Raw genomic sequence first — 23,024 nt, 5'->3', positions numbered from 1 at the left:
TGAAGTTCCCACGGGATTTCAAGGAGACACCATGAGCCAAACCGGCATCAGCGGCATCAGCGGCATCAGCGGCTACAAGATCGAATCACGCCCGCCTGAGGCCCGCTACGCGCGCGGCTGGCATTGCCTCGGCCTGGCCGACGCCTACCGCGACGGCAAGCCGCACACACTGGATATCTTCGGCCGGCGCCTGGCGGCGTTCGCCGACTCGAGCGGCGCCATCCGCGTGATCGATGGCTTCTGTCCGCACATGGGCGCCGACCTCAGCACCGGCACCGTGCAGGGCGACAACCTGGTATGCCCATTCCACGGCTGGCAGTGGGGCGGCGACGGCGGCTGCAAGTCGATCCCCTACTGCAAGCGCGTGCCGCCCAAGGCGCGTGTCGGCGCGTGGCAGACCTGCGAGCAGAACCGGCTGCTGTTTATCTGGCACGACCCCGAGGGCCGCGAGGCGCCGCCGGAGGTGGCGATGCCGCGCATCGAGGCGTGCTTCTCGGCGGAGTGGTCGGAATGGGCCATGGACGAGATGGTGATCCGCACCAACTGCCGGGAACTGGTCGACAATATCTCCGACATGGCGCATTTCGGCACCGTCCACGGCGCGCCGGTCGACTACTTTGCCAACCTGTTCGAGGACCACAAGGCCACGCAGCTGATGATCGGGCGCAGCGCCAGGCTGTCGGGCGATGCGCAGCTGACGGCGTTGTCCACGTACTTCGGCCCTGCCTACCACATCACCGACATGAGCGGCCGCATGGGCGACCAGGAAATCCACTCCATCCTGCTCAACTGCCATGTGCCGATCGACCTGAACAGCTTCGTGCTGCGCTACGGCGTGCTGGTGAAGAAGATCCCCGGGCTGAGCGACGAACAGAACCGGGCCATGGCGCAAGCCTACGTGGACCAGGCGCGCCAGGCCTTCTACGAGGACGTTGCGATCTGGGACAGCAAGATCCGCATCGACAATCCGCTGCTGTGCGAGGGCGACGGGCCGATTTACCAGATGCGCGACTGGTACCAGCAGTTCTACACCGACATCGGGCAGGTGCGGCCTACCAGCGTGGCGCGGCGCGTGTTCGAGCTGAACCCGGGCAATATCGAGCCGCCGGCGCTGCGGCATGTGTTCGAGGGGTGAAGGGAATTTTCCTCGCTGTGCGCCTGGGCCTGGCATCTGGCGATTGCTTCAATGGCCCGGGTTTGGTGGCGCCTGCTGAGGCGCCGCCGGCCCAGCGGCCAGGCCGATGATGATGATGATGGCTTGGCCCGGGACAGCGTAGCGCTGAACCTGGGCAGACATCCGGGCTACTGACTCGAAAATCGAAAGACCGACAGAACAAAAATCAAGGCTACTATTATTCTTTCATTGGCCGGTTGTTGGTCTTTCAGTACGCTGGCTGATATGAGCATTGCGAGCAGACCTGTCGAGTTCAGGATTGGCCAGGCGACCGCCGAGGCCGGGCTGGTCATCACCGCGACAAATGATACTTGCGTGGCAATCGTCAGGATGCATCTCAGAATGAATGCGGGACTAGCTAGCAAACGGATGTGCCAGAAATCCTGACTTCGTGCCAAATGAAAGGCTGGTGCCAAACTCCAGAGTGCCCGCCAAACAATGACCGCCGTAGTAAAGGCCAGGAATTTTCCTGAATCGTAGTCATCCAGGGTGCTTGTCAGCAGGGGCGAAAGGCTTGCTTGCGCTACCAGTGCCACGCATAGAACCATGCCGACCACCAATATCGAGCCGGTTTTCGCTGCATTTCCGACCCACAGGATCGGGATGCAAACCAGCGTGGTTGCGACGGAGAACCAGTACGAATGCCAGCTCCAATCGCCAGTCGTCAGGAATAATCCGAGCGGAATCACCAGGTCGGAGAATTTTGCCGCTACCGTAACTTGGTTTACGGTCAGATTCCGAAAACCGTACGAGAAAGCATACGCTACCCCCTGCGCCAAAGCGGCAAACAGCATGGGGCGCCAGTCAAGGAGGGCTACCAAAAATTCTGAGCCAACAACGGCTATTGAGGCGGCAGTAAGAATGATGCCGGGAATGACGTTGTTCCAGAAATTGATGGTGCGGATTGAGATGTTGTTGATGCCTATCTGGTGTCGGTCTATGACATTCAGTCCAGCTCTTGCCAAAGCTGAAAGCAACGCCATTAATATGGTTGCCTGAGTGATAGTCATTGGGGTCATGCGGGCTGGCTCGTAAACTGTTCAAGCCAGGTGTCGGCTATGAAGCGCTTCTTGGTGTCGCTCAGTTCAATGATTCTATCGGTGGGCGCGCCTTTCAATTGAGACAGGCACAATATTAGTTCCGCTTGTATAAGCTTAATGAAAGGTCCGACGATGCCGCCGTGCATGAAATTGGCTGAGTTTCCGCCATTTGCGATATAAAAATAACTACCATTGGTGTCTATGCGCGAAATATTGTCTTTCTTGTCGTGAATTGCACGCTGCATTAGGGATGTGTGATCTTCGATTTCGTCGTCCGCCGAAGTCGCTGTGAACACATATGCCCCTCGCTTGATGAGCGGAATGTCAAGATGAGTTAGCGAATGATTCCCGGTGGCGCAGTACACAATATCGGCATTGTTAAGTAGCTGGGCCTTGGTCTCGGTATGAAAACCGTGCGCCATCGCAAGGATCTGGCGGCCAGGGTTTATATCCAGCACGCTGACTTGTATGGATTTTTGCCGCAAGTGATGGGCAATGCTTCGACCGATTTTTCCGTAGCCGAATACTACCGCGTTTTTGGCATTTAAAATCTCTCCGCGTGCACGAAGTAGTGCCTCGGAGGAAAAAATAATAGCCTGGCCAACCAGAAAATCTTCGGGATCCTTCAGGCTGCTTCGTGCGACCGAAATAATCGGGCAGGGGAAGTTGGAATTATCCCTGGTGAGCAAGGCTGTATATTTTTGATGACCGTTTTCGGTATCTTCAACGACTCCCAGAAGCTGCGCTTCGAATCTGTCGCAAATTTGTCGGAGTACGTGAGAAAAATATCCTCCTGTGTCAATAATGGCAAAGGACGCGCCTTCGACAAGGTTTTCGATTTCCTCGGTAAATTGATTTGGTTGTGATTTGATGGTTGCTCGATTCCAGTCAAGTATTTGAATGCGACTGCTAACGATGTCTCTGGTGTGCGTGTCGATGGAGTTTGGTTTTGGGATGACTGCGGCGATTGGTATTCTTTCATTCAGTTCAAGTAGAAAATCCTCATTTCCGGGAGCTAGATGGGTCACGACGATCAGTCTGTCGGGTGTGCATGTTTCTTTGTTGAGGGTTATTTTTTTAAAAAAGCTGAGTGGACGGTTCATGTCGAGCTCGCTTGCGATTAAAATATGTTGTTGGCTTTGATCTTATTTAGAGATAGGTTCGCCCGGTTTTTGCTCACGTCGTTAAGGTCAAGCCATTGGCATTGATGTTCGCCTTTTAAAATATTTTCACCGAATTTTCGTTTCAAAAGAAAACGGAAATCATAGTGAAAGTGTTCAGGCTCTTGTTTTGCGCGGTTCTCCGGTATCGTATGAATATCAATATCAAAGGGGATAATATTTTTCTTGTGCCAGTGATGCTCGGTGGTTTGCAGGCCGGTCTCTTCGAAAACCTCTCGCTTGGCTGCTTGCAAAGCTGACTCGCCGGTTTCTATATGTCCGCCGGGTGGGATCCAGATTTGTAAGAACGGATGATGGATCATTAGAATCCTATTGGATTCAATAACTATTCCGCTGGCAGTTACATGGCCTGGAAGCGTTTTGCGGCTGTATAATTTCACAGCCGTGATTTGGGATATTAGTGGGGCAATGCGATTGGCCTCATCTGGAAAAAATGATAAATAATGATGTGCTTGTTCCAGTAATTTGTTGGATTGTAAGTTGACTGTTATTCTTGGTGTGAGCATATATTTTCTGGATGGCTTCATGAGGTACTCTCCCGATCGCATCGAAAGCGGAAAGCTGTTTGTCATGGCTTTCTGAGATTCATCCTGTACAAGAACGCACAGAAATGCGGTCAGAAGATTCTCAAAGCGAAACAGAAATATCTGTTTACGTTTGGTTCATCCACGCCATGCGTGGCGATGCCATCACCACGGTCCTGTCACAACGGCAATGAGGAGGCGGCGTAGGCTTGCCGGAGCGGATCAGCCCGCAGCACATGCCTGCCCTGGCCAGTCGGAGCTGCCGGACTTTGGCATCGAATGGAACGGTGCGGGCAACGATGCAGTGAGAATGGCGGGAGAGCGTGAGACGGTGCGGCGGGTGGGTGCGCCGAAGAGGCGCGGCGGAAAGGCACGGAAGGGCCCGAGGGCCCTTTGGGACGGCGCCGGGCACGACGATTGCGCACCCGGCTGGCATTAGCGATGTGGTCAGGTACCGGATCCGCGCGCGGCGTCCGGGGAGAAGAACGCTTCGGTGAACTCGGGACTGTTGTTCAGCTGGAACATCGGGCCTTCGTTGGTCAGTCGGTCCGCAAAGTAAGCGCCGGAAATCAGGTCATGGTAGAACACCGCGGTCGGATGATAGCGACGCGCATCGTAGGCGTAGACCGAGGCCTGCAGGTTGGTGCGCCACAGCTGGCCGCGGCCATCGTAGTTGTCTGCGGCGAGGGCTTGCCAGTTGTCTTCGTCGAGATATAGCACGCGCTTCGCATACTGGTGACGGAAGCCGGACTTGAGCGTTGCTTCGAGCATCCATACGCGATGCAGCTCATAGCGCATGACGTCAGGGCTGGCGTGGCCGTTGGTCAGCAGGTCCTTGTACTTGACCGACGTGCTCAGCAGCTTGTAGTTGTGGTACGGGACATAGATCTCCTTCTTGCCAACGATCTTCCAGTTGTAGCGTTCGCCGGAGCCGTTGAAGAGGCGATCGTCATCGACGGTGCGGAAGCCGCCGGGGCCCTGCGGCTGGTCGAAGCCGAATTCCGGCGCCTGGCGCACGCGCCGCGTGCCCGGGTTGTAGATCCAGGTGCGGTTGGTGTCCGAGCCTTCCTGGTCCCACACGGCATAACCCACGATCACCTGGCCACGGTCACGCAGCGGCAGGTCGGTCGACGTGCGGAAGAATGAGCGCTCGTTGAGCGCGTTGTGCGGGTCGAACTTGCCGTTATTGCGCGGCGACAGGATGCTGTATGAGACCCGTCCCCACGCGATCGAGCCATTCGGGTAGACCACGGCCTGGTCATACTGCGCCTTTTCGGTGCCTACGGCTGAGGAGAAGCGCTGGTTCCACAGCAGTTCCATGGCCGTCTTCGGAATCGGGTAGGGCACCTGCGGCCCGGCGTCCTTCAGGCCGTTGGCATCGCTCGTCATCTTGACGGTGGTAGCGAAGGTGCGGATATCCTTGTAGACCGTGTCTTCGTAGCGGAAGTCGCGATGGCTCTGATACACCGGCATCTTGAACGTGTCGGGGTACTTCTTGAACAGCGCCTTCTGGCCATCGGTCAGGCGTTCGGCGTACTGCGCCATATTCTGCGCGGTGATGACGAACAGCGGCTTCTCGTCCGCATACGGGTCCGGATACCGCTCGCCGCGCTGGTATTTGACGTTTGGCGGCGTGCCCAGCCACTTGCCGGCCCATGCGGGCACATCGCCGTCCTTGCTGGCGGCCCGCTCCGCGCCCATCGGCGTCAGGTTGCCGTCAAGCTGCTTGAGGTCTTCGGGGGTGACCTTCGCCCACGATGCCGCGGCCAGTGCCATGCTGGTCACCAGCAGGCTGCCGCGCAGCAGTCGATGTGTAGTGGATGTCATTGCAGTCTCGCTCCTTAGGGGAATGGCCGGCGACGCCCGTGCCTGTGGTCACAGGGTAGTGATGGCATTGCGGCCGGGAATCGTTGGAACGGACTAGTGGATTTCCCTAGCCTGGAGCGAGGGGCAGTGCAGCGCCGGCAAGCAACGAGGGAGATGGAGAAAGCTGGGCGGAGAAAAGAAAAACGGCCGGGCAAGTGCCCGGCCTTCAGCCTTCTGACCGATTATCCATGTCGCCGGTTTGCCCCCTCTCCCGCATGCGGAAGAGGGGAGACAACAATCGCAGGCCTGGCTTTGTAAGCGGCCTTTGTCAGGATCAGGCTTCCATCACTTCGCCGAAGCGCTGCAGGTGGTAGTCGCTGTCGCCCAGCAGCTGGTCCAGCATGGTCAGGCGCTTGAAGTAGTCGCCCACCGACAGCTCGTCGGTCATGCCCATGCCGCCGTGCAGCTGCACCGCCTGCTGGCCGACAAAGCGCCCGGCGCGCGCAACCGTCACCTTGGCGGCCGACAGCATGCGGCGGCGCGCGGCAGGATCGGTTTCATCCAGCGCCTGCGCCGCCACGTAGGCCATCGACAGCGCCAGCTCCTTCTGCACCAGCATGTCGGCCATGCGATGCTGCAGTGCCTGGAAGCTGGCCAGCGGCTTGCCGAACTGCTGGCGCGTGCCCAGGTATTCGCCGGTGATCTGGATCAGCTTTTCCATGGCGCCCGCACCCTCGGCGCACAGCGCGGCGATGCCGTGCTCCAGGCCGACGCCCAGCGCCGCCAGCCCGTCGGCGGCCTGGCCCACCAGTGCGCTGGCCGGCACCGCGACGTTCTGCAGCGACAGGTCGGCGGCGCGCAGGCCGTCGATGGTGGGATAGGCGGTCACGGCGAGGCCCTTGCTGTCGCGCGGCACCAGGAACAGTGCGATCTCGTTGCTGCCGGATACACGTGCGGTCAGCAGGTAGGCGTCGGCGGCGGCGCCATGCCAGACCACGCTCTTGGTGCCGCTGATCACGTAGCCATCGCCGCTGCGCTCGGCGCTGGCGCGGGCCGATTCCGGGCGGTAGCGCGTGGTCGGCTCCAGGTAGGCCAGCGTGACGATGCGTTCGCCCGAGGCGATCGCGGGCAGCCATTCCTGCTTCTGCGCGTCGCTGCCGTAGGCGTTGAGGATGGCGGCGGCCATCACGCCGCTGGGCGTGACCGGCTCCAGCACCAGGCCGCGGCCCAGTTCGCGCTGCACCACCAGCTGGCTGGCGGGGCCTTCGCCGAAGCCGCCGAAATCTGCCGGCACGGTCAGGCCCAGCACGCCCATCTCGGCCAGCTTGTTCCACACGCCGCGATCCAGGCTCTCGCCCTGGCGCGCGCTCTTGCGGCGGGCCTCGAAGGTGTATTCGGTATCGATGAAGCGACGCAGGCTGTCCGCCAGCATCTGTTGCTCTTCGCTGTAGGTGAAGTCCATGTCAGCTATCCCTTCAGAAACCCAGGATCATCTTGGAGATGATGTTCTTCTGCACTTCGGTCGCGCCGCCGTAGATCGAGGTCTTGCGCATGTCGTAGTACGTGGAGGCGGCGGGGGCGGCCCACTCGGGGCCGGACACCGGCTGCGTGGCGCCGGGCTCGAGCCAGTCCGGCGAATATGGCCAGGCGTTGGGGCCGGCCACTTCCATCATCAGCATGCCCAGGTCCTGCTGCACTTCCGAGCCGCGGATCTTGACGATCGACGCTTCCGGCCCCGGCGTGCCGGCGGCCTGCGTGGCCACGCGCAGCAGCAGCATTTCCAGCGCCATGATGTCCATCTCCACGCGCGCGATCTTGTCGCGCATGCGCACGTCCTCGATCAGCGGGCGGCCGGCGCCGTCGGTGGCCTGGCTGGCGTAGTGCTTGAGCTGGCGCAGTTCGCGGTGGCAGTGGCCGATGCCGGCGATGCCGGTGCGCTCATGGCCGAGCAGGTACTTGGCGTAGGTCCAGGCGCGGTTCTCTTCGCCGACCAGGTTCCCGACCGGCACTTCCACGTCTTCGAACCAGGTCTCGTTGACGTCGTGGCCGCCGTCGAGCGTCTTGATCGGGCGCACCGTCACGCCGGGCGACTTCATGTCGATCAGCAGCATCGAGATGCCTTCCTGCGCCTTGGCATCGGGATCGGTGCGTACCAGGCAGAAGATCCAGTCGGCGAAGTGGGCCATCGTGGTCCAGGTCTTCTGGCCATTGACGATGTACTTGTCGCCGCGGCGCACGGCGCGGGTCTTCAGCGAGGCCAGGTCGGAGCCCGAGCCCGGCTCGGAGTAGCCCTGGCACCAGAAATCTTCCACGCCCGGGATGCGCGGCAGGAAGCGCTGCTGCATCTCGGGGCTGGCATATTTCATCAGCACCGGGCCGATCATGGTCAGGCCGAACGGCAGCAGGCGCGGCGCGCCGGCGCGGAAGGTCTCGATTTCAAAGATCAGGCGCTGCAGCGCGGTCCAGCCGGTGCCGCCCCATTGCGTGGGCCAGGTGGGGGCGCCCCAGCCGTGGGCCTGCAGGATGCGGTGCCAGCGGACGTAGTCGTCCTTTTCCACGCGCTGGTGGTTGAGCACCTTGTTGCGGATGTCTTCCGGCAAGTTGGCCTGCACGAAAGCGTGGACTTCCTCGCGGAAGGCCTGTTCTTCGGCGGTGAAACGCAAATCCATCTGAATGTCCCCTTGTTACGCGGGCGGCCCGTTGCCGGCAAGCAACCGGTTGCAGCCCTAGGTGTGCCGGCCGATTGTAGGGCGCGGGCGTCCTCCATTGCTTTCTCAATCATAAAGTCGCCCTTCGTGCCGGCGGAACCACCTGAGCCGGGTGGTGGCGGGGACGAACACGGCCTTAGCAAATTCCAAATACCGCGGCGGCCGGCCTTGGCGCAAACTGGCGCGGCCTGTTCAAGTGCACCGGGGTGCATTCCCGCGCATTTGCCGGCAAGCATCGCTAACCAGCCGTACTCCAGCCGTATCCCGAACGAGCCAGCCGCATGTCTTCCTTCCGCCCCGAATATATCCACGACATCCCCCGCCACTGGGCCGCGCAGACGCCCGCCGCCCCCTGCCTGTTCGAGAGCGGCACCGTGATCACCTATGGCGAACTGTGGCAGCGCATCGAAGCGGCGCGCGACTGGCTGGCGGCGCAGGGCGTGGGCGAGGGCGACCGGGTCATGGTGGTCGGCGAGAACTGCAACGAGATGGTGGTCACGCTGTTCGCCAGCAGCCTGCTGCATGCGTGGCCGATCCAGGTGAACGCGCGCCTGTCCGCGCGCGAGATCGACAATATCCAGGACCACGCCCAGCCAGCGCTGGTGCTGTTTACCGGCCATGTGTCCGACGTGGCCGCCGCGCACGGTGCGCGGCTCGGCGCGCAAGCCAGCGGCTGCCCCGTCTTTGCCGACGGCGTGCTCGCACTGCGCGCTGCCAGCGCTCCGGAACGCGTGGCCAGCGCACAGGCGCGCCAGGTTGCCACGCTGATCTATACCTCCGGCACCACCGGCGCGCCCAAGGGCGTGATGGTGCCGCACGTCGGCCTGACGCACTTCGCCCGCATCTCCGCCACCTCGCGCGACATGGGGCAGGCGGACGTGGCCTACGGGGCACTGCCGATGTCGCATATCTTCGGCATCGCCACCGTGCTGATGGCCACGCTGTACGCCGGCGCCAGCCTGTTCATGCGCCCGCGCTTCGACGGCAACGACGTGTTCGAAGCGCTGGCGTCGCCCGGTGTCACCATCCTGCAGGGCGTGCCGACCATGTTCACGCGCATCCTGGCGGTTGCGGCGGCGCACGGTGCCGGCCCGGGCAAGTATCCGCGCCTGCGCTACCTGTACACCGGTGGCGCGCCGCTCGATCCCACGCTCAAGCGCGACGTCGAGACGCTGTTCGGCCAGCCGCTGCACCACGGCTACGGCATCACGGAATACGCCGGTTCGCTCTTCATCACGCGCATGGAGGCGCCGCGCGCCGACTGCTCGGCCGGACATATCGTCGAAGGCGTCGAGATCGAGATCACCGACGATGCCGGCGCGCCGCTGCCTGCGGGCGAGCGCGGCCAGATCCGCGTGCGTGGCCCGGGCGTGATGCTTGGTTACTACCGCAACCCCGAGCAGACCGCCGAGGCGCTGCTGCCCGGTGGCTGGCTCAATACGGGCGACCTGGGCTACCTGGATGCCGACGGCGCGCTCTACATCTCGGGTCGCTCCAAGGACCTGATCATCCGCTCGGGCTTCAACGTCTATCCGATCGAAGTCGAGTCGGTGATCAACGCCTTCCCCGGCGTGCGCCAGTCGGCGGTGGTGGGACGCCCCGCCAGCGACGGCAACGAAGAAGTGGTGGCTTTTATCGAGACGCAGGAGGGAGCCAGCGTCGATCCCAAGGCGCTCGACGCCTATTTGCGCGAAAGCCTGGCCCCGTACAAGCGCCCGGCGGAAATCCGCACCGTCGACGTCATTCCCACGACTGCCAGCGGCAAGCTGCTCAAGCAGCCGCTGCGCGCGCTGCTGGACTGAACCCGAATCCCCGATTTCCCGAATCCCCGAATCCCTTTACCGGGCTGGCGTGATATGCCGGCCCGGGCAAATCAGCCCTACCTGGAGGAGACAACAATGAAATCCTGGACCACACTGGCGGCCCTGACTACGACCCTGCTGCTGCAGGGCGCGGCCTGGGCGACGGACGCTTACCCGTCGCGGCCGGTCAAGCTGCTGGTGGGCTATGCCCCCGGCGGCCCGGTCGACACCGCCGCGCGCATCTACGCCGAGCAACTGGGCCGCGTGCTCAAGCAGCCGGTGGTGGTGGACAACCGCGCCGGCGCCAGCGGCGCGATCGCCGCGGACATGACCGCCAAGGCAACGCCGGACGGCTACACGCTGTACTTCGTCGCGAGTCCCACCATGACCATGACCCCGCTGATCCAGCGTTCGGTCAACTTCAACCCGGTCAAGGACTACACCTACATCGGCCTGATCACCGACTACACCAACGTGCTGCTGGTCAACAAGGACTTCCCGGCCAAGAACGTCGGCGAACTGGTCGACTACGCGCGCAAGCACCCACAGGACGTCTCGTTCGGCTCGGCCGGCGTGGGCGCGTCGAACCACCTGTCGGCGGAACTGCTGGCGCAGATGAACGGCGTGAAGATGCTGCACGTGCCGTACAAGGGCAACTCGCCGGCGATGGCGGATGTGATGAGCGGCAAGGTGACCTTCATGTTCGATATCACCGGCACCGCCATCGGCCACATCAACGGCGGCAAGGTGCGCGCGCTGGCGGTCACGTCGAGGACGCGCAATCCCGCGCTGCCCACGGTGCCGACCATGATCGAGTCCGGGCAGAAGGACTATGACCTGACCGGGTGGTATGCGCTGGTCGGACCGCAGAAGCTGCCGGCGGATGTGGTGGACAAGCTGGTCAAGGCGCAGAAGACGATCGGCGACGATCCGGCTTATCGGCAGCGCATGGCGGCGGGTGGCTATGACGTCAATGTCAGCACGCCGAAGCAGTTGGGGGATCGCATCCAGCGGGAGTTGACGCTGTGGGGCGGGGTGGTGAAGAAGGCGGGGATTCAGGCGGATTGAGGGGTTGGGGGCGCTACGGTTGGCGCGGCGTCCTTTCGCTGTGCCCGTCCATGTCGCCTTTGATTTGATGTTATCGGCCGTTGAACCGCCTGGTTCCGCCCTCCTGGGCGGGTCACTTTTTGGCCGAGCGCCAAAAAGTAACCAAAAAGCGCGTCGCCTGCGGCTGGCTGAGCCAATTTGGCGCTTCTGGTCATATGCGCGATTTTGGTCTCAGTGAGGCGTGGTCGCGATTCCAGCCTGCTACGCCAAGTGAGTGAGTGTGGGTGCCTGACGAATACCCACCTTTGAACAATCCCCAGGACGGGCGTAGGCCGCCTGCTGCCTGCGGTATCGCATCATCGCCTACGGCTGCGCTGCGCGCGGCTCAGTATCGCGGGTGAGGTGCCCTGGCAACGAACCCGCATCGCTTCGCTCGCTAGGCGGCGACAATGGCCGATCGATCGGCAGCTCTGCCAATTTGGGCCCGCGCGCAGCGCAGCCGAAGGCGTCCCACCGATATCCCGTGTAGCAGGCGGCCTACGCCCGGCATGGGGATCGTTCAATAGCCGATTAACGCCAGGCATTGACCCTGACTCACCGCGCGTTAGCAGGGTCGAACCACCAGCTACATCGAACGGAAATCACCACCGCCCGACCCACCCACGCCGCCAAATTGATAGCCAGCCGCTCAGGCGACGCGCTTTTTGGTTACTTTTTGGCGCTCGGCCAAAAAGTGACCCGCCCAGGAGGGCGGAACCAGGCGGTTCAACGGCCGCAGCATGTCAAACCAGCGGTGCGAATAAGGCTTCAGACTCTTAACCTTCCACCTCCGCCCACCCCTGCATCGCCTGCCCGCCAGCATCATCGCCCGTCCAAAGCACCAGCCGGCCAGCCTGCGCCGGATCGGCCGCGCCGCCAACGGTGATGGTGTCCTGATCAAACAGCGGTGCCAGCCCCCGGAACCCAAAGCGCTTGACGCGCGCCTGCGGAGCCTCGCGTGCCACCAGGTCCAGCATCAGCATCGCCTGCATCGGGCCGTGCACCACCAGCCCGGGATAGCCTTCGACATCGCGGGTATAGCTGCGGTCGTAGTGGATGCGGTGGCCGTTGAAGGTCAGCGCCGAATAGCGGAACAGCATGACCGGGTCGGCCTGCAGCGTGCGCTGCCACTGGGCGGTGTGTTCCAGGCGCGGGCGCGGCGGCTGTGGTTTGGACGGGTCCGGCATGGCGCGGTAGACGATGTCGTGGCGCTCGTTGATCGCGGTCTTGCCGTTCACCGTCAGTTCATGGTCGACCGCGACGAACCACAGTTCGCCGCTGCGGCCGGTCTTGTACTGCACGTCCGCGATGGTGGAGGTGCGCGTGACGGTATCGCCAATATGCAGCGGATGGCTAAAGGTCAGCTCGCTGCCGGCCCACATGCGCCGGGGCAGCGGCACCGGCGGCATGAAGCCGCCGAGGTGCGGGTGGCCGTCGCGGCCGATGTCGCGCTGCTGGGCGCGCGGCAGGAAATACAGCCAGTGCCACAGCGGAGGCAGCGGGCCCGCGGCGATGGCCTCGGGGTCGAGGTCGAAGGTGGCGGCCAGGCCGGTCACCGGTTCGGGCGACAGCGTTTCGGTGCGCGATTCGCTGCGGCCGATCCAGCCGCGCAGGCGTTCGAGTTCGGAAGTGGCGTCAGTCATGGGCTTGCAGGTTCGGGTTAGACAGGAAGGCGGGGTGCTATTGCGCCAGCGCCAGCAGGCGTTTGGCCTGCTCGATCACGGGCCGGTCGACCATCTTGCCATCGACCTGCACGGCATGGCTGCCGCTGGCGGTGGCGTCGAGCACGCGGCGGGCCCAGTCCAGCTGTTCTGCGCTGGGCAGGAAGCCGGCGCGCACCGCGCCAAGCTGCGCCGGATGGATGCACAGCTTGCCGGCAAAGCCGAGTTCGCGCGCGTAGGCGACGTCGCCGGCCAGCACGGCTTCATCCTTCAGCGCGGTGGTGACGCCGTCTACCGGCGGCGGCAGCCCGGCCACACGTGAAGCCAGCACGATGCGGGCGCGGGCAAACGCCAGCGCGTCGCGGGTGTGGCTGCAGCCCAGGTCGACGGCATAGTCGAGCGAACCGAATGCCAGCCGCGCCACGCCGCTGGCCGTGGCCACGGTATCGACCTGGTGCAGGCCGAGCGCCGTTTCGATGATGGCGACCAGCTCGCCCTGTGGATTGATGGCGTGCAGTGCCTGCGCGATCTGCGCCAGCGCGGCGGCGTCCTCGGCCTTGGGCACCATCAGCCCGGCCAGCGCGCTGCCGGCCGGCAGCGCGCGCAGCCAGGCCAGGTCGGCGGCAAACGCGGGCGAGGCGCTGTCGTTGATGCGGACCATGGCGCGCGCGGCGGGTTTGCCAGCCAGCCAGGCGCCGATCGCCTCGCGCGCGGCGGCCTTGGCGTCCGGATGCACGGCGTCCTCGAGGTCGAGGATCATCACGTCGGGGCCCGCGGCGGCGGCCTTATCAAAGCGCTCCGGCCGGTCGCCGGGGACGAACAGGTAAGTGACGGCAGTGGTCATGCAGCGTTCCTCAGCGTGCGGCGGGCAGCCAGTCGTTGACGTTGGGAGCCTGCTCCAGTGCCCACACGCGCGCGATGATGGCGCGCATCTCGGCCTCGCTGGCACCGTTGCGGAACGCGCCCAGCTGCAGCGCCTTGGCTTCCAGTTCGGGGCGCGACAGGGTGTTGTCCGGGTCGCCCTTGGGCACGTCCACGCGCGCGGCCAGCGTGCGGCCGTCGGTGGTCTTCACCGTGACGCGGCCGATCCACTGGCGCGGGTAGGCGGCGTTGATCTCCTGGTCGAGTTCCATCGTGACCTTGCCGCGGAAGTCGACGACTTTCGCGTCGGGCAGCGCGTACTGCTCGAATTCCGCCAGGCCGGCGTGGCCATGCACGGCAACCAGGCCCAGCACCGTGCCCATCGAGAACTTGGCCTGGTGGATGGTGGCCGGGTTGACCACCGGGCCGAGCACGTCGATCGCGCCCTGGTGCACGTGGGTGGTGACGCTGGCGATCTGGTCCGCGCCGATGCCTTCGCGCTGCATCAGCACCTTGAGCGCGTCGGCGGCCGGGTGCGTGTGGCGGCACGAGGCAAAGAACTTGAACGAGGTCTCGGCGGTGGCCCAGCGGGTGCCCAGGCCGTCGGTCAGCGCGGCGGGATTGGCGTCGCTCGACATGCCGGCGGCCATGCCCTGCTTGCCTTCAAGGATCTGCTTCGCGCCGGTGAAGCCCGCGCGCGCCAGCCAGGCCGATTGCAGGCCATCGGCCGCGGCCTTGGCGGTGTGCAGCTGCTTGGAATCGGCGGCGTCGCGCAGGAACTCCCACAGGCCGGCGGCCTGCGTGCCGGCCGAGCCCAGCGCCTGGTTGATGCCTTCGGCGTCCAGGTTGTAGAGCTTGGCGACGGCGGCCGCCGCGGCGAGCGTGCCGACGGTGCCGGTGGTGTGGAACACGGTGTAGTGCGAGCGGCCCATGAACTCGCCGATGCGGATGCCGGCCTCATAGCCGGCGATCGACGCCAGCAGCACCTCGGCGCCGGTCTTGCCTTCGGCCTGCGCCGCGGCGACCACGGCCGGGAACACCACCGCGGCCGGGTGCAGCACCGAGCCGTTGTGCACGTCGTCCTGCTCGACCACGTGCGACGAGGCGCCGTTGATCAGCGCGGCGAAGTAGGGCGAGGTGCGGCGGCGGTCGACCAGCACTTCGGCGCTGTTCTTGCCTTCTGCCTGAGCGGGGCCCATGGCCGCAGCGAATTCCTGCAGGCGGCGCACGGCGGGAGCGTCCTTGCCGGCGATGGCCGAGGCGATCCAGTCAAGGAACAGGTCCTTGGTGCGCTCGATCACGGGCGCGGGCACGTCCGCGAGCTTGAAGTCGGCCAGGAACTGGCACAGCTGGCGGGTCGGGTAGTTGGTGTCTGCGGCTTGGCTCATGCAGGCTCCGGTGCGGAATTGGTTGCGTGGAAATGGAGTGAAGCCCGGTGGTCTGTGCGGGACAGCCGGGCGTCTTGCGTTCAAATGGTCTGCTTGTCGGCAAGCGCGGCGATGTCGCCGTCGGCGTAGCCGAGTTCGGCCAGGATCTGCCGGCTATGCGCGCCCAGTGCCGGTACGTCGCCCATGACAGGCTCCACGCCCGACAGGTTGGCGGGCGGCAGCAGCGCGCCGATCGGACCGCCCGGGGTGGCCACTTCGCGCCAGCGCTGGCGTGCCTGCAACTGCGGATGGTTCCATACGCCCTCGATGTCGTTCATCGGGGCATTGGCGATCTGCGCCGCGTCCAGCAGTGCCTCGGCCTGCGCCACCGTCATCGACGCGAAGCGCGCTTCGATGATGGCGGTGAGTTCGGGGCGATTGCGCACGCGGGCCGTATTGCTGGAGAAGCGTTCGTCCTGCGCCAGTTCCCGGTTGCCGAGCACGATCTCGCAGAAATTGGCGAACTCGCGTTCGTTCTGCACGCTGAAGATCACGCTGCCATTGCCGGTGCGATGCACGCCATACGGCGCGATGGTCGGATGCGAAGCACCGAAGCGCGCCGGCGGCTTGCCGCCGTAGTGGCCAAAGTAGAGGACCTGGTTCATCCACTCGGCCATCGCCTCGAGCATGGTCACCTGCACGCGCAGGCCCTTGCCGGTGCGGCCACGCTGCAGCAGCGCCGAAAGGATGCCGCTGTAGGCGTACATGCCGGCCGAGATGTCGGCGATCGAAACGCCGGCGCGCGACGGCTCGTTCGGGCCGCCGGTGAGGCCCACCAGGCCGGCGGCGGCCTGGATCAGCAGGTCGTAGGCCTTCTTGTCCCGATAGGGACCGGAGTCGCCATAGCCCGAGATGTCGCAGACGATGAGCTTGTCGTATTTGCCGTGCAGGCTGTCGAAGTCCAGGCCCATGCGCGCGGCCGCGCCGGGGGCGAGGTTCTGCACCAGCACATCGGCATCAGCCAGCAGCCGGTGCAGGATGGTCTGCGCCTCTTGATCCTTCAGATCCAGGGTCAGGCTTTCCTTGCCCCGGTTGAGCCACACAAAGTACGAGGCCTGGCCGTGCACGGACTGGTCATAGCCGCGCGCGAAGTCGCCCACGCCGGGACGCTCGATCTTGATGACGCGGGCACCAAGGTCGGCAAGCTGGCGAGTCGCGAAGGGGGCCGCAACCGCGTGCTCCAGCGAAACCACGCGGATGCCGTCAAGCGGGCGGATGCCTTTGGAGTTGTCAGGGGACATGCAAAAAGCCTCAGAACGAACGCGGCAGTTCGAGCACGTGCTCGGCCACGTAGGACAGGATCAGGTTGGTGGAGATCGGCGCGACCTGGTACAGGCGCGTTTCGCGGAACTTGCGCTCGATGTCGTACTCGGCGGCAAAGCCGAAGCCGCCGTGCGTCTGCAGGCAGACGTTGGCCGCTTCCCATGAAGCATCGGCGGCCAGCAGCTTGGCGATATTGGCCTCCTTGCCGCACGGCTTGCCGGCATCGAACAGCTGCGCGGCCTTGTAGCGCATCATGCTGGCGGCTTCGACGTTGATATACGAGCGCGCGATCGGGAACTGCACGGCCTGGTTCTGGCCGATCGGGCGGTCGAACACGATGCGGTCGCGCGCATAGTTGCTGGCGCGCTCGACAAACCAGTAGCCGTCGCCCACGCACTCGGCGGCGATCAGGATGCGCTCGGCGTTGAGGCCGTCGAGGATGTACTTCAGGCCCTTGCCTTCCTCGCCGATCAGGTTCGCGGCCGGCACTTCGAGGTTGTCGAAGAACAGCTCGTTGGTCTCGTGGTTGACCATATTGCGGATCGGCTTGACCGTCAGGCCCTTGCCGATGGCATCGCGCAGGTCGACCACGAACACCGACAGCCCCTCGGACTTGCGCTTGACCTGGTCCAGCGGCGTGGTGCGCGCCAGCAGCAGCATCAGGTCGGAGTGCTGCACGCGCGAAATCCATACCTTCTGGCCATTGACGACGTACTTGTCGCCCTGGCGTACCGCGGTGGTCTTGAGCTTGGTGGTGTCGGTGCCGGTGGTGGGCTCGGTGACGGCCATCGACTGCATGCGCAGTTCGCCCGAGGCGATGCCAGGCAGCCAGCGGCGCTTCTGCTCCTCGGAGCCGTGGCGCAGCAGGCAGCCCATCACGTACATCTGGCCGTGGCAGGCGCCGGAATTGCCGCCGCTGCGGTTGATTTCTTCCATGATGACCGAGGCCGCGGTCAGCGACAGGCCCGAGCCGCCATAGGTCTCGGGGATCAGGGCCGACAGCCAGCCGGCCTGGGTCAGCGCCTGCACGAAGCGCTCGGGAAAGGCTTCCTGCTCTTCCACGCGCTGCCAGTATGCCGAATCGAAGCCGGCGCAAAGGTCGCGCACGGCCTCGCGGATTTCGGGATACAGCAGTTCCGGATCCTGTTCTGCAAGCATGGGGAGGCCCCGTCTATTTCGAATGGGACCATTATTCCCGACCCCCCGGCTCGCCGAAATTCGGATTTGCGAAAGAGCGGCTTAGGGCCGCCGGAAGCGCTTGCGGCGCGCTATGCACCTGGTTGCGCAGCGGGTCGCGTAATGCAAGACGCCCGGCTGTGCCGGGCGTTTCCGCGGTATTCCACGGGTCTTTGAATGGCAGGGCGCGCGGCCCCGCGGGTTGGTTGGTGTCAGTGTACGAACAGCCAGATCAGGATCAGGACAAAGGCCGGGACACCAAGTAGCCAGGCGAGGATGTAGGGCATGGTGTAGCTCCTGTTTTGCACTAGTCGTGGTGATTCCAATATAGGGTCGGGCCCGCGGCGGGACTGTCGGGGAGGTTCCGCTTGCCGTGTAGGACGCCGCCGCACGGACCGGTAAGGCGCCGCCGCATCGAGCGCGCGGCCAGCGCCAGGGACCCGCTTCGCGTGCTACGCTCAGGTCTGTACCACAGCACCTGGAGGCGAGCGATGGACGGGGTCTGGTCGGAAATCTACAGCGCCATCCGCGCCGAGTTCAGCGATGTGTCCGACGCCGGCGACGCCACCCGCATCCTGCTGCGGCTGACCGTGGCGGTGGTGCTGGGCGGCCTGATCGGCTATGAGCGGGAGGCCTCGGGCAAGGCCGCCGGGCTGCGCACCCATATGCTGGTGGCGCTGGGGTCGGCGCTGTTCGTGCTGGTGCCGCTGGAGGCGGGCGTGCCGCTGTCGGACATCAGCCGCGTGCTGCAGGGGCTGACCGCCGGGATCGGCTTCCTGGGCGCGGGTGCGATCCTGAAACACAACAGCGAAGCCGACATCAAGGGCCTGACCACGGCAGCCAGCATCTGGATGGTGGCGGCAATCGGCGTGGCGGCCGGCCTCGGGCGCGACACCACGGCGGTGATCGCCACGATTTTTACGCTGGTCATCCTGCAGATCCTGCTGCGCCTGAAATAGCGCTACGGGTCACAATACGCGAGCCTTGCCCCCGGCTTGCGCCAATCTGCTTTCAATGCGCGCCAGCGCACGCAGCGCCGGCGCGCACCGGCCTATGCTGTGCAGACGCTGTTCCGCGATGACGGGGCAGGCAGCAGGCAGGGGGGTGGCATGAAATCATCGATCCGTGACGATGCGGCGCTGGCCGCTTTCGTGGGCCCGCGCTACGCGTACTACAGCGGCCGCTGGGCTCTGGCCGAGGTGCGCGGCGGCATGTCGTGGAACTGGGCGGCGTGCCTGTTGGGCCCGTTCTGGATGGCCTACCGGCGCATGTACTGGCAAGTGGGCGTCTATGCGCTGATCGTCTGCACGGAGCCGGTGCTGCATGCGCTGTTCCGCGTCGACATGCCGCTGGCGCTGTCCCGGCCGCTGCTTTATGCGCTGGCGCTGCTGCTGGGCATGTATGGCAACCAGCTGTACCGCTGGCATGCCGAGTCCACCATCCGGCGCCTGCGCGAGTACCACTGGTCGCCGGAACTGATCCACGATTCGCTGGCGCGCTGCGGCCGCACCAGCTGGCCGGGAGTATTCGCCATGGGGCTGCTGCTGGTGGTCATGGCGGTGTCGCTGCGCCCGTTGGCCGGGCTGGTGGCGCACTCCACGGGGCTGGTCGCCGGCTAGGGCGCCGCGCTTTTACCAGCACTTACACCAGCACTTACACCGGCTCGCGGGACGCGTCGACCAGGTACTGGATCAGGGTTTCGGCGAACTGGGGCAACTCGCGCCCGGGGCGGCGGACCAGGCGCAGCTCGCGCTTGGCCCATTCGTCTTCCAGCTGGATGAAGCGCAGCACCTTGCGGCTGGCGTAGCGCCGCGCGCAGCTGTTGGGCACGATGGCGATGCCGGCACCGGCCTCCACCATGCGGCAGACCGCGTCGAAGCTGCCGACCTGGATGCGCAGGCTGATGCGCTTGCCCATGCCGCTGGCGATGCGGTCCAGGAACGACTGGATCGCGCTGAACTGGTTCAGCCCGACGAAGCGGCAGGTATCGAGCAGGTCGGCGAAATGCAGTCGCTTGAACGCCGGCAGCGGGTGGTTCACCGGCGCGATCACGATCAGCTCGTCGCTGCACAGGTGCATCACGTCCAGGTCCTGGGTCGCGACTTCACCCGCCACGATGCCGAGGTCGGCCGCGCCCGCGCTGATGGCCGACACGATTTCCTGCGACAGATGCTCTTCCAGTTCGATATCGATGTCGGGATTCTCGGTCAGGAAACGCGACACGCCGGTGGCGAGGAAGGAATTGGTGGCGGTGGTGTTGGCCAGCAACCGCACGCGCCCCTTGATGCCCTTGGCATAGGGACGCAGGTCGGCATGCAGGCATTCCAGCTCGCGGAAGACCTCCCGCGCATGGCGCAGCAGCGCGTCGCCAGCCGGAGTAAGGCGCACGCCCTTGACCTGGCGGATCAGCAATTGTGTCTGGAAAGCCTCTTCCAGCTGCTTGATCCGGGTGCTGGCCGCCGGCAGCGACAGGAAGCTGCGCTCAGCGGCGCGGGTCAGGTTTTCCGTCTCGCCGACGTTCAGGAAAAGGCGCAGATCGGTCAGGTCGTAATGCATGGGCTTCCGTCAGGCCAAAGGCCACTTTTGTGATTCGTGAATTCCAAAGACGCGGGTGCCAATTTATCGTATCCGACGCGGCAATGACATCCGGAATGACAGCACTCGGGCGTCGCCCCTCAGGCGGCGTGCCGATAATCGCACCGGAATTGGGGCCGGACCGGCATGCGAACGGCGAATCCGGACGATCATCGCGCCGTACACACCGATGTCGCCGTACGCATCGTGATCACCCTACCGATGGCAGCGGTGACCGGACGACAGGATTTCAGGGAATTTGAGAGGAGCAAGGCAATGAGCGGTTTGATGGCAGGCAAGGTCGCGCTGGTGACGGGCGCGGGTGGCGGAATCGGGCGCGGCATCGCGCTGGCAATGGCCGCCGCCGGGGCCAAGGTGGTGGTTAATGACCTGGGCGTGTCGATGACCGGGGAAGGCGGCGACACCGGCCCCGCGCAGCGCGTGGTGGAAGAAATCCGCGCCGCCGGCGGCGAGGCCGTGGCTAACACCGACAGCGTCTCGACCTGGAACGGCGCCAACGCCATCGTGCAGTGCGCGCTGGACAATTTCGGCCGCATCGACGCGGTGGTCAACAACGCGGGCAACCTGCGCGACCGCATGTTCTTCAAGATGAATGAAGAAGAATGGCGCTCGGTGATCGACGTGCACCTGCACGGCACCTTCTTCGTCAGCCGCGCGGCGGCCAATTACTTCAAGGACCAGGAGAGCGGTGCCTACGTGCACATGACCTCGACCTCGGGCCTGATCGGCAACCTGGGCCAGGCCAACTACTCGGCGGCCAAGCTGGGCATCGCCGCGCTGTCCAAGTCGATCGCGCTGGACATGCAGCGTTTCAACGTGCGCTCGAACTGCATCGCGCCGTTCGCGTGGAGCCGCATGACCAGCTCGATCCCGGCTGAAACGCCGGAAGAAAAGGCCCGCGTCGCCAAGCTGCAGAAGATGGAAGCCGGCAAGATCGCCCCGGTGGCGGTGTACCTGGCCAGCGACGCTGCGTCTGAAGTCAACGCCCAGATCTTCGCGGTGCGCGCCAACGAGATCATGCTGATGAGCCAGCCGCGCCCGGTGCGCTCGGTGCACATGAGCGAAGGCTGGACCCCGGAAAGCGTGGCCGAGATCGCCATGCCGGCGATGCGCAACAGCTTCTTCAAGCTGGAGCGCTCGCCCGACGTGATCGGCTGGGATCCGATCTGAGATGGCGGGGGCGCAATCCCTGCCCGGTACCCGCGGCGCCCTCGAGGGCGTGCGGGTGCTCGACCTGTCGCGCATCCTGGCAGGACCGTGGTGCGCGCAGAACCTGGCCGACCTGGGGGCCGAGGTCATCAAGGTGGAGCGCCCCGGCGCCGGCGACGACACGCGATCGTGGGGGCCGCCCTGGCTGCCCGATGCGAACGGCCAGCCGTCGCGCGACGCCACCTACTTTGCCGGCGCCAACCGCGGCAAGCAGTCGGTGACGCTGGATATCGCCAGCCCGGAAGGGCAGGCGATCGTGCGCGAACTGGCGGCGAAGTCGCAGATCGTGCTGGAGAACTACAAGGTCGGTGACCTCAAGCGTTACGGGCTGGACTATGACAGTCTGAAGGCGGTCAACCCGGCCATCGTCTATTGCTCGATCACGGGCTACGGCCAGACCGGGCCGAGCGCGCACAAGCCCGGCTACGACTTCATCTTCCAGGGCCTCGGCGGCCTGATGAGCGTCACCGGCGAGCGCGACGACCTGCCCGGCGGCGGGCCGCAGAAGGTCGGCGTCGCGGTGGTCGACATGCTGACCGGGATGTATGCCACGGTGGCCGTGCTGGCCGCGCTGCGCCATGCCGAACGCACCGGCGAGGGCCAGCATATCGACATGGCGCTGCTCGACGCGGTGGTGGCGGTCGGTGCCACGCCGATCATCGCCCAGCGTGTGACCGGCCAGGCCATGCCGCGCTATGGCAACGCGCACGCCAACATGGTGCCCTACCATGTGTTCGCCACCGCCGACGGCTACATGATCGTGGCGGCGGGCAACGACGGGCAGTGGCAGGCCTACTGCCGCGGCATCGAACGTGCCGACCTGGCCGCCGACGAGCGCTTTGCCACCGGTCCCGGCCGCATCGTCCACCGCGAGACGCTGGTGCCGATGCTGGAGGCGCACATGCGCACGCGGGAGACCGCCCACTGGGTCCAGGCGCTGGAAGCGCAGGGCATCCCGTGCGGGCCGATCAACGACTACGGCCAGGTGCTGGAAGACCCGCAGGTGCGGCACCGCGAGCTGCAGGTCGACCTGGTGCGCGACGACGGCAGCCTTTGCCCGACCGTCAAGAGCCCGTTGCGGCTGTCGGCGACGCCGGTGCAGTACGATGCGCCGCCGCCGCGACTGGGACAACATACCGAGCGCGTGCTGGAAGGCGTGCTGGGTTTGTCCGCCGCACGCATTGCCGCGCTGCGGGAGCAGGGCGTCATCTGAAGCACAGGTCCCGGGGGCGCCTGCACAAAGCCCCCGCATCGCCTAGGCTGTTTCCAGGGCGCACCGCGCGCCCAGCTTCCGGAGACAGCACATGGATGAGGAAACCTTCAACCTCAGCATCCGCAAATTCCTCAAGGTCGTCGGCGTCAGTTCACAGCGCGAGATCGAGCAGGCGATCGCCCAGGCCATCGCCGACGGCGCCATCTCCGCCACCGGACGCTTTCCGGTGACGATGACCCTGGAACTGCCGGCGGCAAAGCTCAAGGCGAAATTCGACGGCGAGATCCAGCTTGAATAG

Annotated in this window: 20 protein-coding genes; 8 read left to right on the top strand and 12 right to left on the bottom strand. The window is 64.7% G+C overall.

From position 1 onward, the window contains the following. Positions 1–31: 31 nt before the first annotated feature. A complete protein-coding gene (locus J8I34_RS18020; RefSeq protein ID WP_209806633.1) occupies positions 32–1,135 on the top strand; it encodes a 3-ketosteroid-9-alpha-monooxygenase, oxygenase component in 1,104 nt (367 codons plus the stop codon). A 167-nt stretch (positions 1,136–1,302) separates the two neighbouring features. On the opposite strand, the gene J8I34_RS18015 is transcribed toward J8I34_RS18020, so the two are convergent. The 6 genes from J8I34_RS18015 to J8I34_RS17990 all read right to left on the bottom strand — a co-directional run bounded on the left by J8I34_RS18015 (position 1,303) and on the right by J8I34_RS17990 (position 8,394). Further along, positions 1,303–2,193, bottom strand: coding sequence for a hypothetical protein (locus J8I34_RS18015; RefSeq protein ID WP_209806632.1), 891 nt, complete (start codon positions 2,191–2,193; stop codon positions 1,303–1,305). Then, positions 2,190–3,317, bottom strand: coding sequence for an adenosylhomocysteinase (locus tag J8I34_RS18010; protein WP_209806631.1), 1,128 nt, complete (start codon positions 3,315–3,317; stop codon positions 2,190–2,192). Before J8I34_RS18010 ends, J8I34_RS18015 begins: the two co-directional genes overlap by 4 nt. 17 nt (positions 3,318–3,334) lie before the next feature. Next, positions 3,335–3,922, bottom strand: a complete 588-nt coding sequence (locus tag J8I34_RS18005) for an NUDIX hydrolase (RefSeq protein WP_209806630.1) — start codon at positions 3,920–3,922, stop codon at positions 3,335–3,337. 444 nt (positions 3,923–4,366) lie between these two features. Then, entirely contained in the window at positions 4,367–5,746 is a 1,380-nt protein-coding gene (locus J8I34_RS18000) for a DUF1329 domain-containing protein (protein ID WP_209806629.1), read from the bottom strand. Between the two features lie 313 nt (positions 5,747–6,059). Beyond that, entirely contained in the window at positions 6,060–7,187 is a 1,128-nt protein-coding gene (locus J8I34_RS17995; protein WP_209806628.1) for an acyl-CoA dehydrogenase family protein, read from the bottom strand. A 13-nt stretch (positions 7,188–7,200) separates the two neighbouring features. Next, a complete protein-coding gene (locus J8I34_RS17990) occupies positions 7,201–8,394 on the bottom strand; it encodes an acyl-CoA dehydrogenase family protein (RefSeq protein ID WP_209806627.1) in 1,194 nt (397 codons plus the stop codon). Between the two features lie 320 nt (positions 8,395–8,714). Here J8I34_RS17990 and J8I34_RS17985 point away from each other — a divergent pair, with 320 nt between their 5' ends. Both J8I34_RS17985 and J8I34_RS17980 read left to right on the top strand, forming a co-directional pair. Continuing rightward, positions 8,715–10,235, top strand: a complete 1,521-nt coding sequence (locus tag J8I34_RS17985; protein ID WP_209806626.1) for a class I adenylate-forming enzyme family protein — start codon at positions 8,715–8,717, stop codon at positions 10,233–10,235. 96 nt (positions 10,236–10,331) lie between these two features. Further along, entirely contained in the window at positions 10,332–11,303 is a 972-nt protein-coding gene (locus tag J8I34_RS17980) for a Bug family tripartite tricarboxylate transporter substrate binding protein (RefSeq protein WP_209806625.1), read from the top strand. Between the two features lie 794 nt (positions 11,304–12,097). Here J8I34_RS17980 and J8I34_RS17975 read toward each other — a convergent pair. The 5 genes from J8I34_RS17975 to J8I34_RS17955 all read right to left on the bottom strand — a co-directional run bounded on the left by J8I34_RS17975 (position 12,098) and on the right by J8I34_RS17955 (position 17,691). Beyond that, positions 12,098–12,964 carry an HTD2 family dehydratase gene (locus J8I34_RS17975; protein ID WP_209806624.1) on the bottom strand — a complete coding sequence of 289 codons (867 nt, stop codon included), beginning with the start codon at positions 12,962–12,964 and terminating at the stop codon, positions 12,098–12,100. A gap of 37 nt (positions 12,965–13,001) precedes the next feature. After that, positions 13,002–13,826 (bottom strand): HpcH/HpaI aldolase/citrate lyase family protein, encoded by an 825-nt coding sequence (locus tag J8I34_RS17970; protein WP_209806623.1) that lies wholly within the window; start codon positions 13,824–13,826, stop codon positions 13,002–13,004. Positions 13,827–13,836: 10 nt separating this feature from the next. Next, positions 13,837–15,231 (bottom strand): MmgE/PrpD family protein, encoded by a 1,395-nt coding sequence (locus J8I34_RS17965; RefSeq protein WP_029047290.1) that lies wholly within the window; start codon positions 15,229–15,231, stop codon positions 13,837–13,839. Between the two features lie 80 nt (positions 15,232–15,311). Beyond that, complete coding sequence (locus tag J8I34_RS17960) at positions 15,312–16,511, bottom strand: CaiB/BaiF CoA transferase family protein (protein WP_029047289.1); 1,200 nt, start codon at positions 16,509–16,511, stop codon at positions 15,312–15,314. A 10-nt stretch (positions 16,512–16,521) separates the two neighbouring features. Next, a complete protein-coding gene (locus J8I34_RS17955; RefSeq protein ID WP_209775332.1) occupies positions 16,522–17,691 on the bottom strand; it encodes an acyl-CoA dehydrogenase family protein in 1,170 nt (389 codons plus the stop codon). Positions 17,692–18,200: 509 nt separating this feature from the next. Here J8I34_RS17955 and J8I34_RS17950 point away from each other — a divergent pair. Both J8I34_RS17950 and J8I34_RS17945 read left to right on the top strand, forming a co-directional pair. After that, positions 18,201–18,668, top strand: a complete 468-nt coding sequence (locus J8I34_RS17950; RefSeq protein ID WP_029047287.1) for an MgtC/SapB family protein — start codon at positions 18,201–18,203, stop codon at positions 18,666–18,668. A gap of 150 nt (positions 18,669–18,818) precedes the next feature. After that, complete coding sequence (locus J8I34_RS17945; RefSeq protein WP_029047286.1) at positions 18,819–19,328, top strand: DUF2628 domain-containing protein; 510 nt, start codon at positions 18,819–18,821, stop codon at positions 19,326–19,328. A gap of 34 nt (positions 19,329–19,362) precedes the next feature. On the opposite strand, the gene J8I34_RS17940 is transcribed toward J8I34_RS17945, so the two are convergent. Then, positions 19,363–20,265, bottom strand: coding sequence for a LysR family transcriptional regulator (locus J8I34_RS17940; protein ID WP_029047285.1), 903 nt, complete (start codon positions 20,263–20,265; stop codon positions 19,363–19,365). Positions 20,266–20,559: 294 nt separating this feature from the next. On the opposite strand from J8I34_RS17940, the gene J8I34_RS17935 reads away from it, so the two are divergent. From J8I34_RS17935 to J8I34_RS17925, 3 genes are all read left to right on the top strand, one after another. Continuing rightward, positions 20,560–21,474, top strand: a complete 915-nt coding sequence (locus tag J8I34_RS17935) for an SDR family NAD(P)-dependent oxidoreductase (RefSeq protein WP_063241982.1) — start codon at positions 20,560–20,562, stop codon at positions 21,472–21,474. A 1-nt stretch (position 21,475) separates the two neighbouring features. Next, complete coding sequence (locus tag J8I34_RS17930) at positions 21,476–22,726, top strand: CaiB/BaiF CoA transferase family protein (protein ID WP_209775330.1); 1,251 nt, start codon at positions 21,476–21,478, stop codon at positions 22,724–22,726. A 91-nt stretch (positions 22,727–22,817) separates the two neighbouring features. Then, a complete protein-coding gene (locus J8I34_RS17925; RefSeq protein WP_029047282.1) occupies positions 22,818–23,024 on the top strand; it encodes a DUF6494 family protein in 207 nt (68 codons plus the stop codon).

The organism is Cupriavidus phytohabitans (genome assembly GCF_017815025.1).
In the GTDB taxonomy this organism is placed as follows: domain Bacteria; phylum Pseudomonadota; class Gammaproteobacteria; order Burkholderiales; family Burkholderiaceae; genus Cupriavidus.
Note: the sequence above shows the minus strand (reverse complement) of the source record. Positions and strands in the feature narration are given on the sequence as shown.

Bases quoted from the DNA above. Each gene is read 5' to 3' on its own strand.
- J8I34_RS17950 (WP_029047287.1), top strand. From the start codon at position 18,201: ATGGACGGGGTCTGGTCGGAAATCTACAGCGCCATCCGCGCCGAGTTC.
- J8I34_RS17940 (WP_029047285.1), bottom strand. From the start codon at position 20,265: ATGCATTACGACCTGACCGATCTGCGCCTTTTCCTGAACGTCGGCGAG.
- J8I34_RS17990 (WP_209806627.1), bottom strand. From the start codon at position 8,394: ATGGATTTGCGTTTCACCGCCGAAGAACAGGCCTTCCGCGAGGAAGTC.
- J8I34_RS18000 (WP_209806629.1), bottom strand. From the start codon at position 5,746: ATGACATCCACTACACATCGACTGCTGCGCGGCAGCCTGCTGGTGACC.
- J8I34_RS17995 (WP_209806628.1), bottom strand. From the start codon at position 7,187: ATGGACTTCACCTACAGCGAAGAGCAACAGATGCTGGCGGACAGCCTG.
- J8I34_RS17930 (WP_209775330.1), top strand. From the start codon at position 21,476: ATGGCGGGGGCGCAATCCCTGCCCGGTACCCGCGGCGCCCTCGAGGGC.
- J8I34_RS18020 (WP_209806633.1), top strand. From the start codon at position 32: ATGAGCCAAACCGGCATCAGCGGCATCAGCGGCATCAGCGGCTACAAG.
- J8I34_RS17945 (WP_029047286.1), top strand. From the start codon at position 18,819: ATGAAATCATCGATCCGTGACGATGCGGCGCTGGCCGCTTTCGTGGGC.
- J8I34_RS17925 (WP_029047282.1), top strand. From the start codon at position 22,818: ATGGATGAGGAAACCTTCAACCTCAGCATCCGCAAATTCCTCAAGGTC.
- J8I34_RS17985 (WP_209806626.1), top strand. From the start codon at position 8,715: ATGTCTTCCTTCCGCCCCGAATATATCCACGACATCCCCCGCCACTGG.
- J8I34_RS18005 (WP_209806630.1), bottom strand. From the start codon at position 3,922: ATGAAGCCATCCAGAAAATATATGCTCACACCAAGAATAACAGTCAAC.
- J8I34_RS17955 (WP_209775332.1), bottom strand. From the start codon at position 17,691: ATGCTTGCAGAACAGGATCCGGAACTGCTGTATCCCGAAATCCGCGAG.
- J8I34_RS17980 (WP_209806625.1), top strand. From the start codon at position 10,332: ATGAAATCCTGGACCACACTGGCGGCCCTGACTACGACCCTGCTGCTG.
- J8I34_RS17965 (WP_029047290.1), bottom strand. From the start codon at position 15,231: ATGAGCCAAGCCGCAGACACCAACTACCCGACCCGCCAGCTGTGCCAG.
- J8I34_RS17970 (WP_209806623.1), bottom strand. From the start codon at position 13,826: ATGACCACTGCCGTCACTTACCTGTTCGTCCCCGGCGACCGGCCGGAG.
- J8I34_RS17975 (WP_209806624.1), bottom strand. From the start codon at position 12,964: ATGACTGACGCCACTTCCGAACTCGAACGCCTGCGCGGCTGGATCGGC.
- J8I34_RS17935 (WP_063241982.1), top strand. From the start codon at position 20,560: ATGAGCGGTTTGATGGCAGGCAAGGTCGCGCTGGTGACGGGCGCGGGT.
- J8I34_RS17960 (WP_029047289.1), bottom strand. From the start codon at position 16,511: ATGTCCCCTGACAACTCCAAAGGCATCCGCCCGCTTGACGGCATCCGC.
- J8I34_RS18010 (WP_209806631.1), bottom strand. From the start codon at position 3,317: ATGAACCGTCCACTCAGCTTTTTTAAAAAAATAACCCTCAACAAAGAA.
- J8I34_RS18015 (WP_209806632.1), bottom strand. From the start codon at position 2,193: ATGACCCCAATGACTATCACTCAGGCAACCATATTAATGGCGTTGCTT.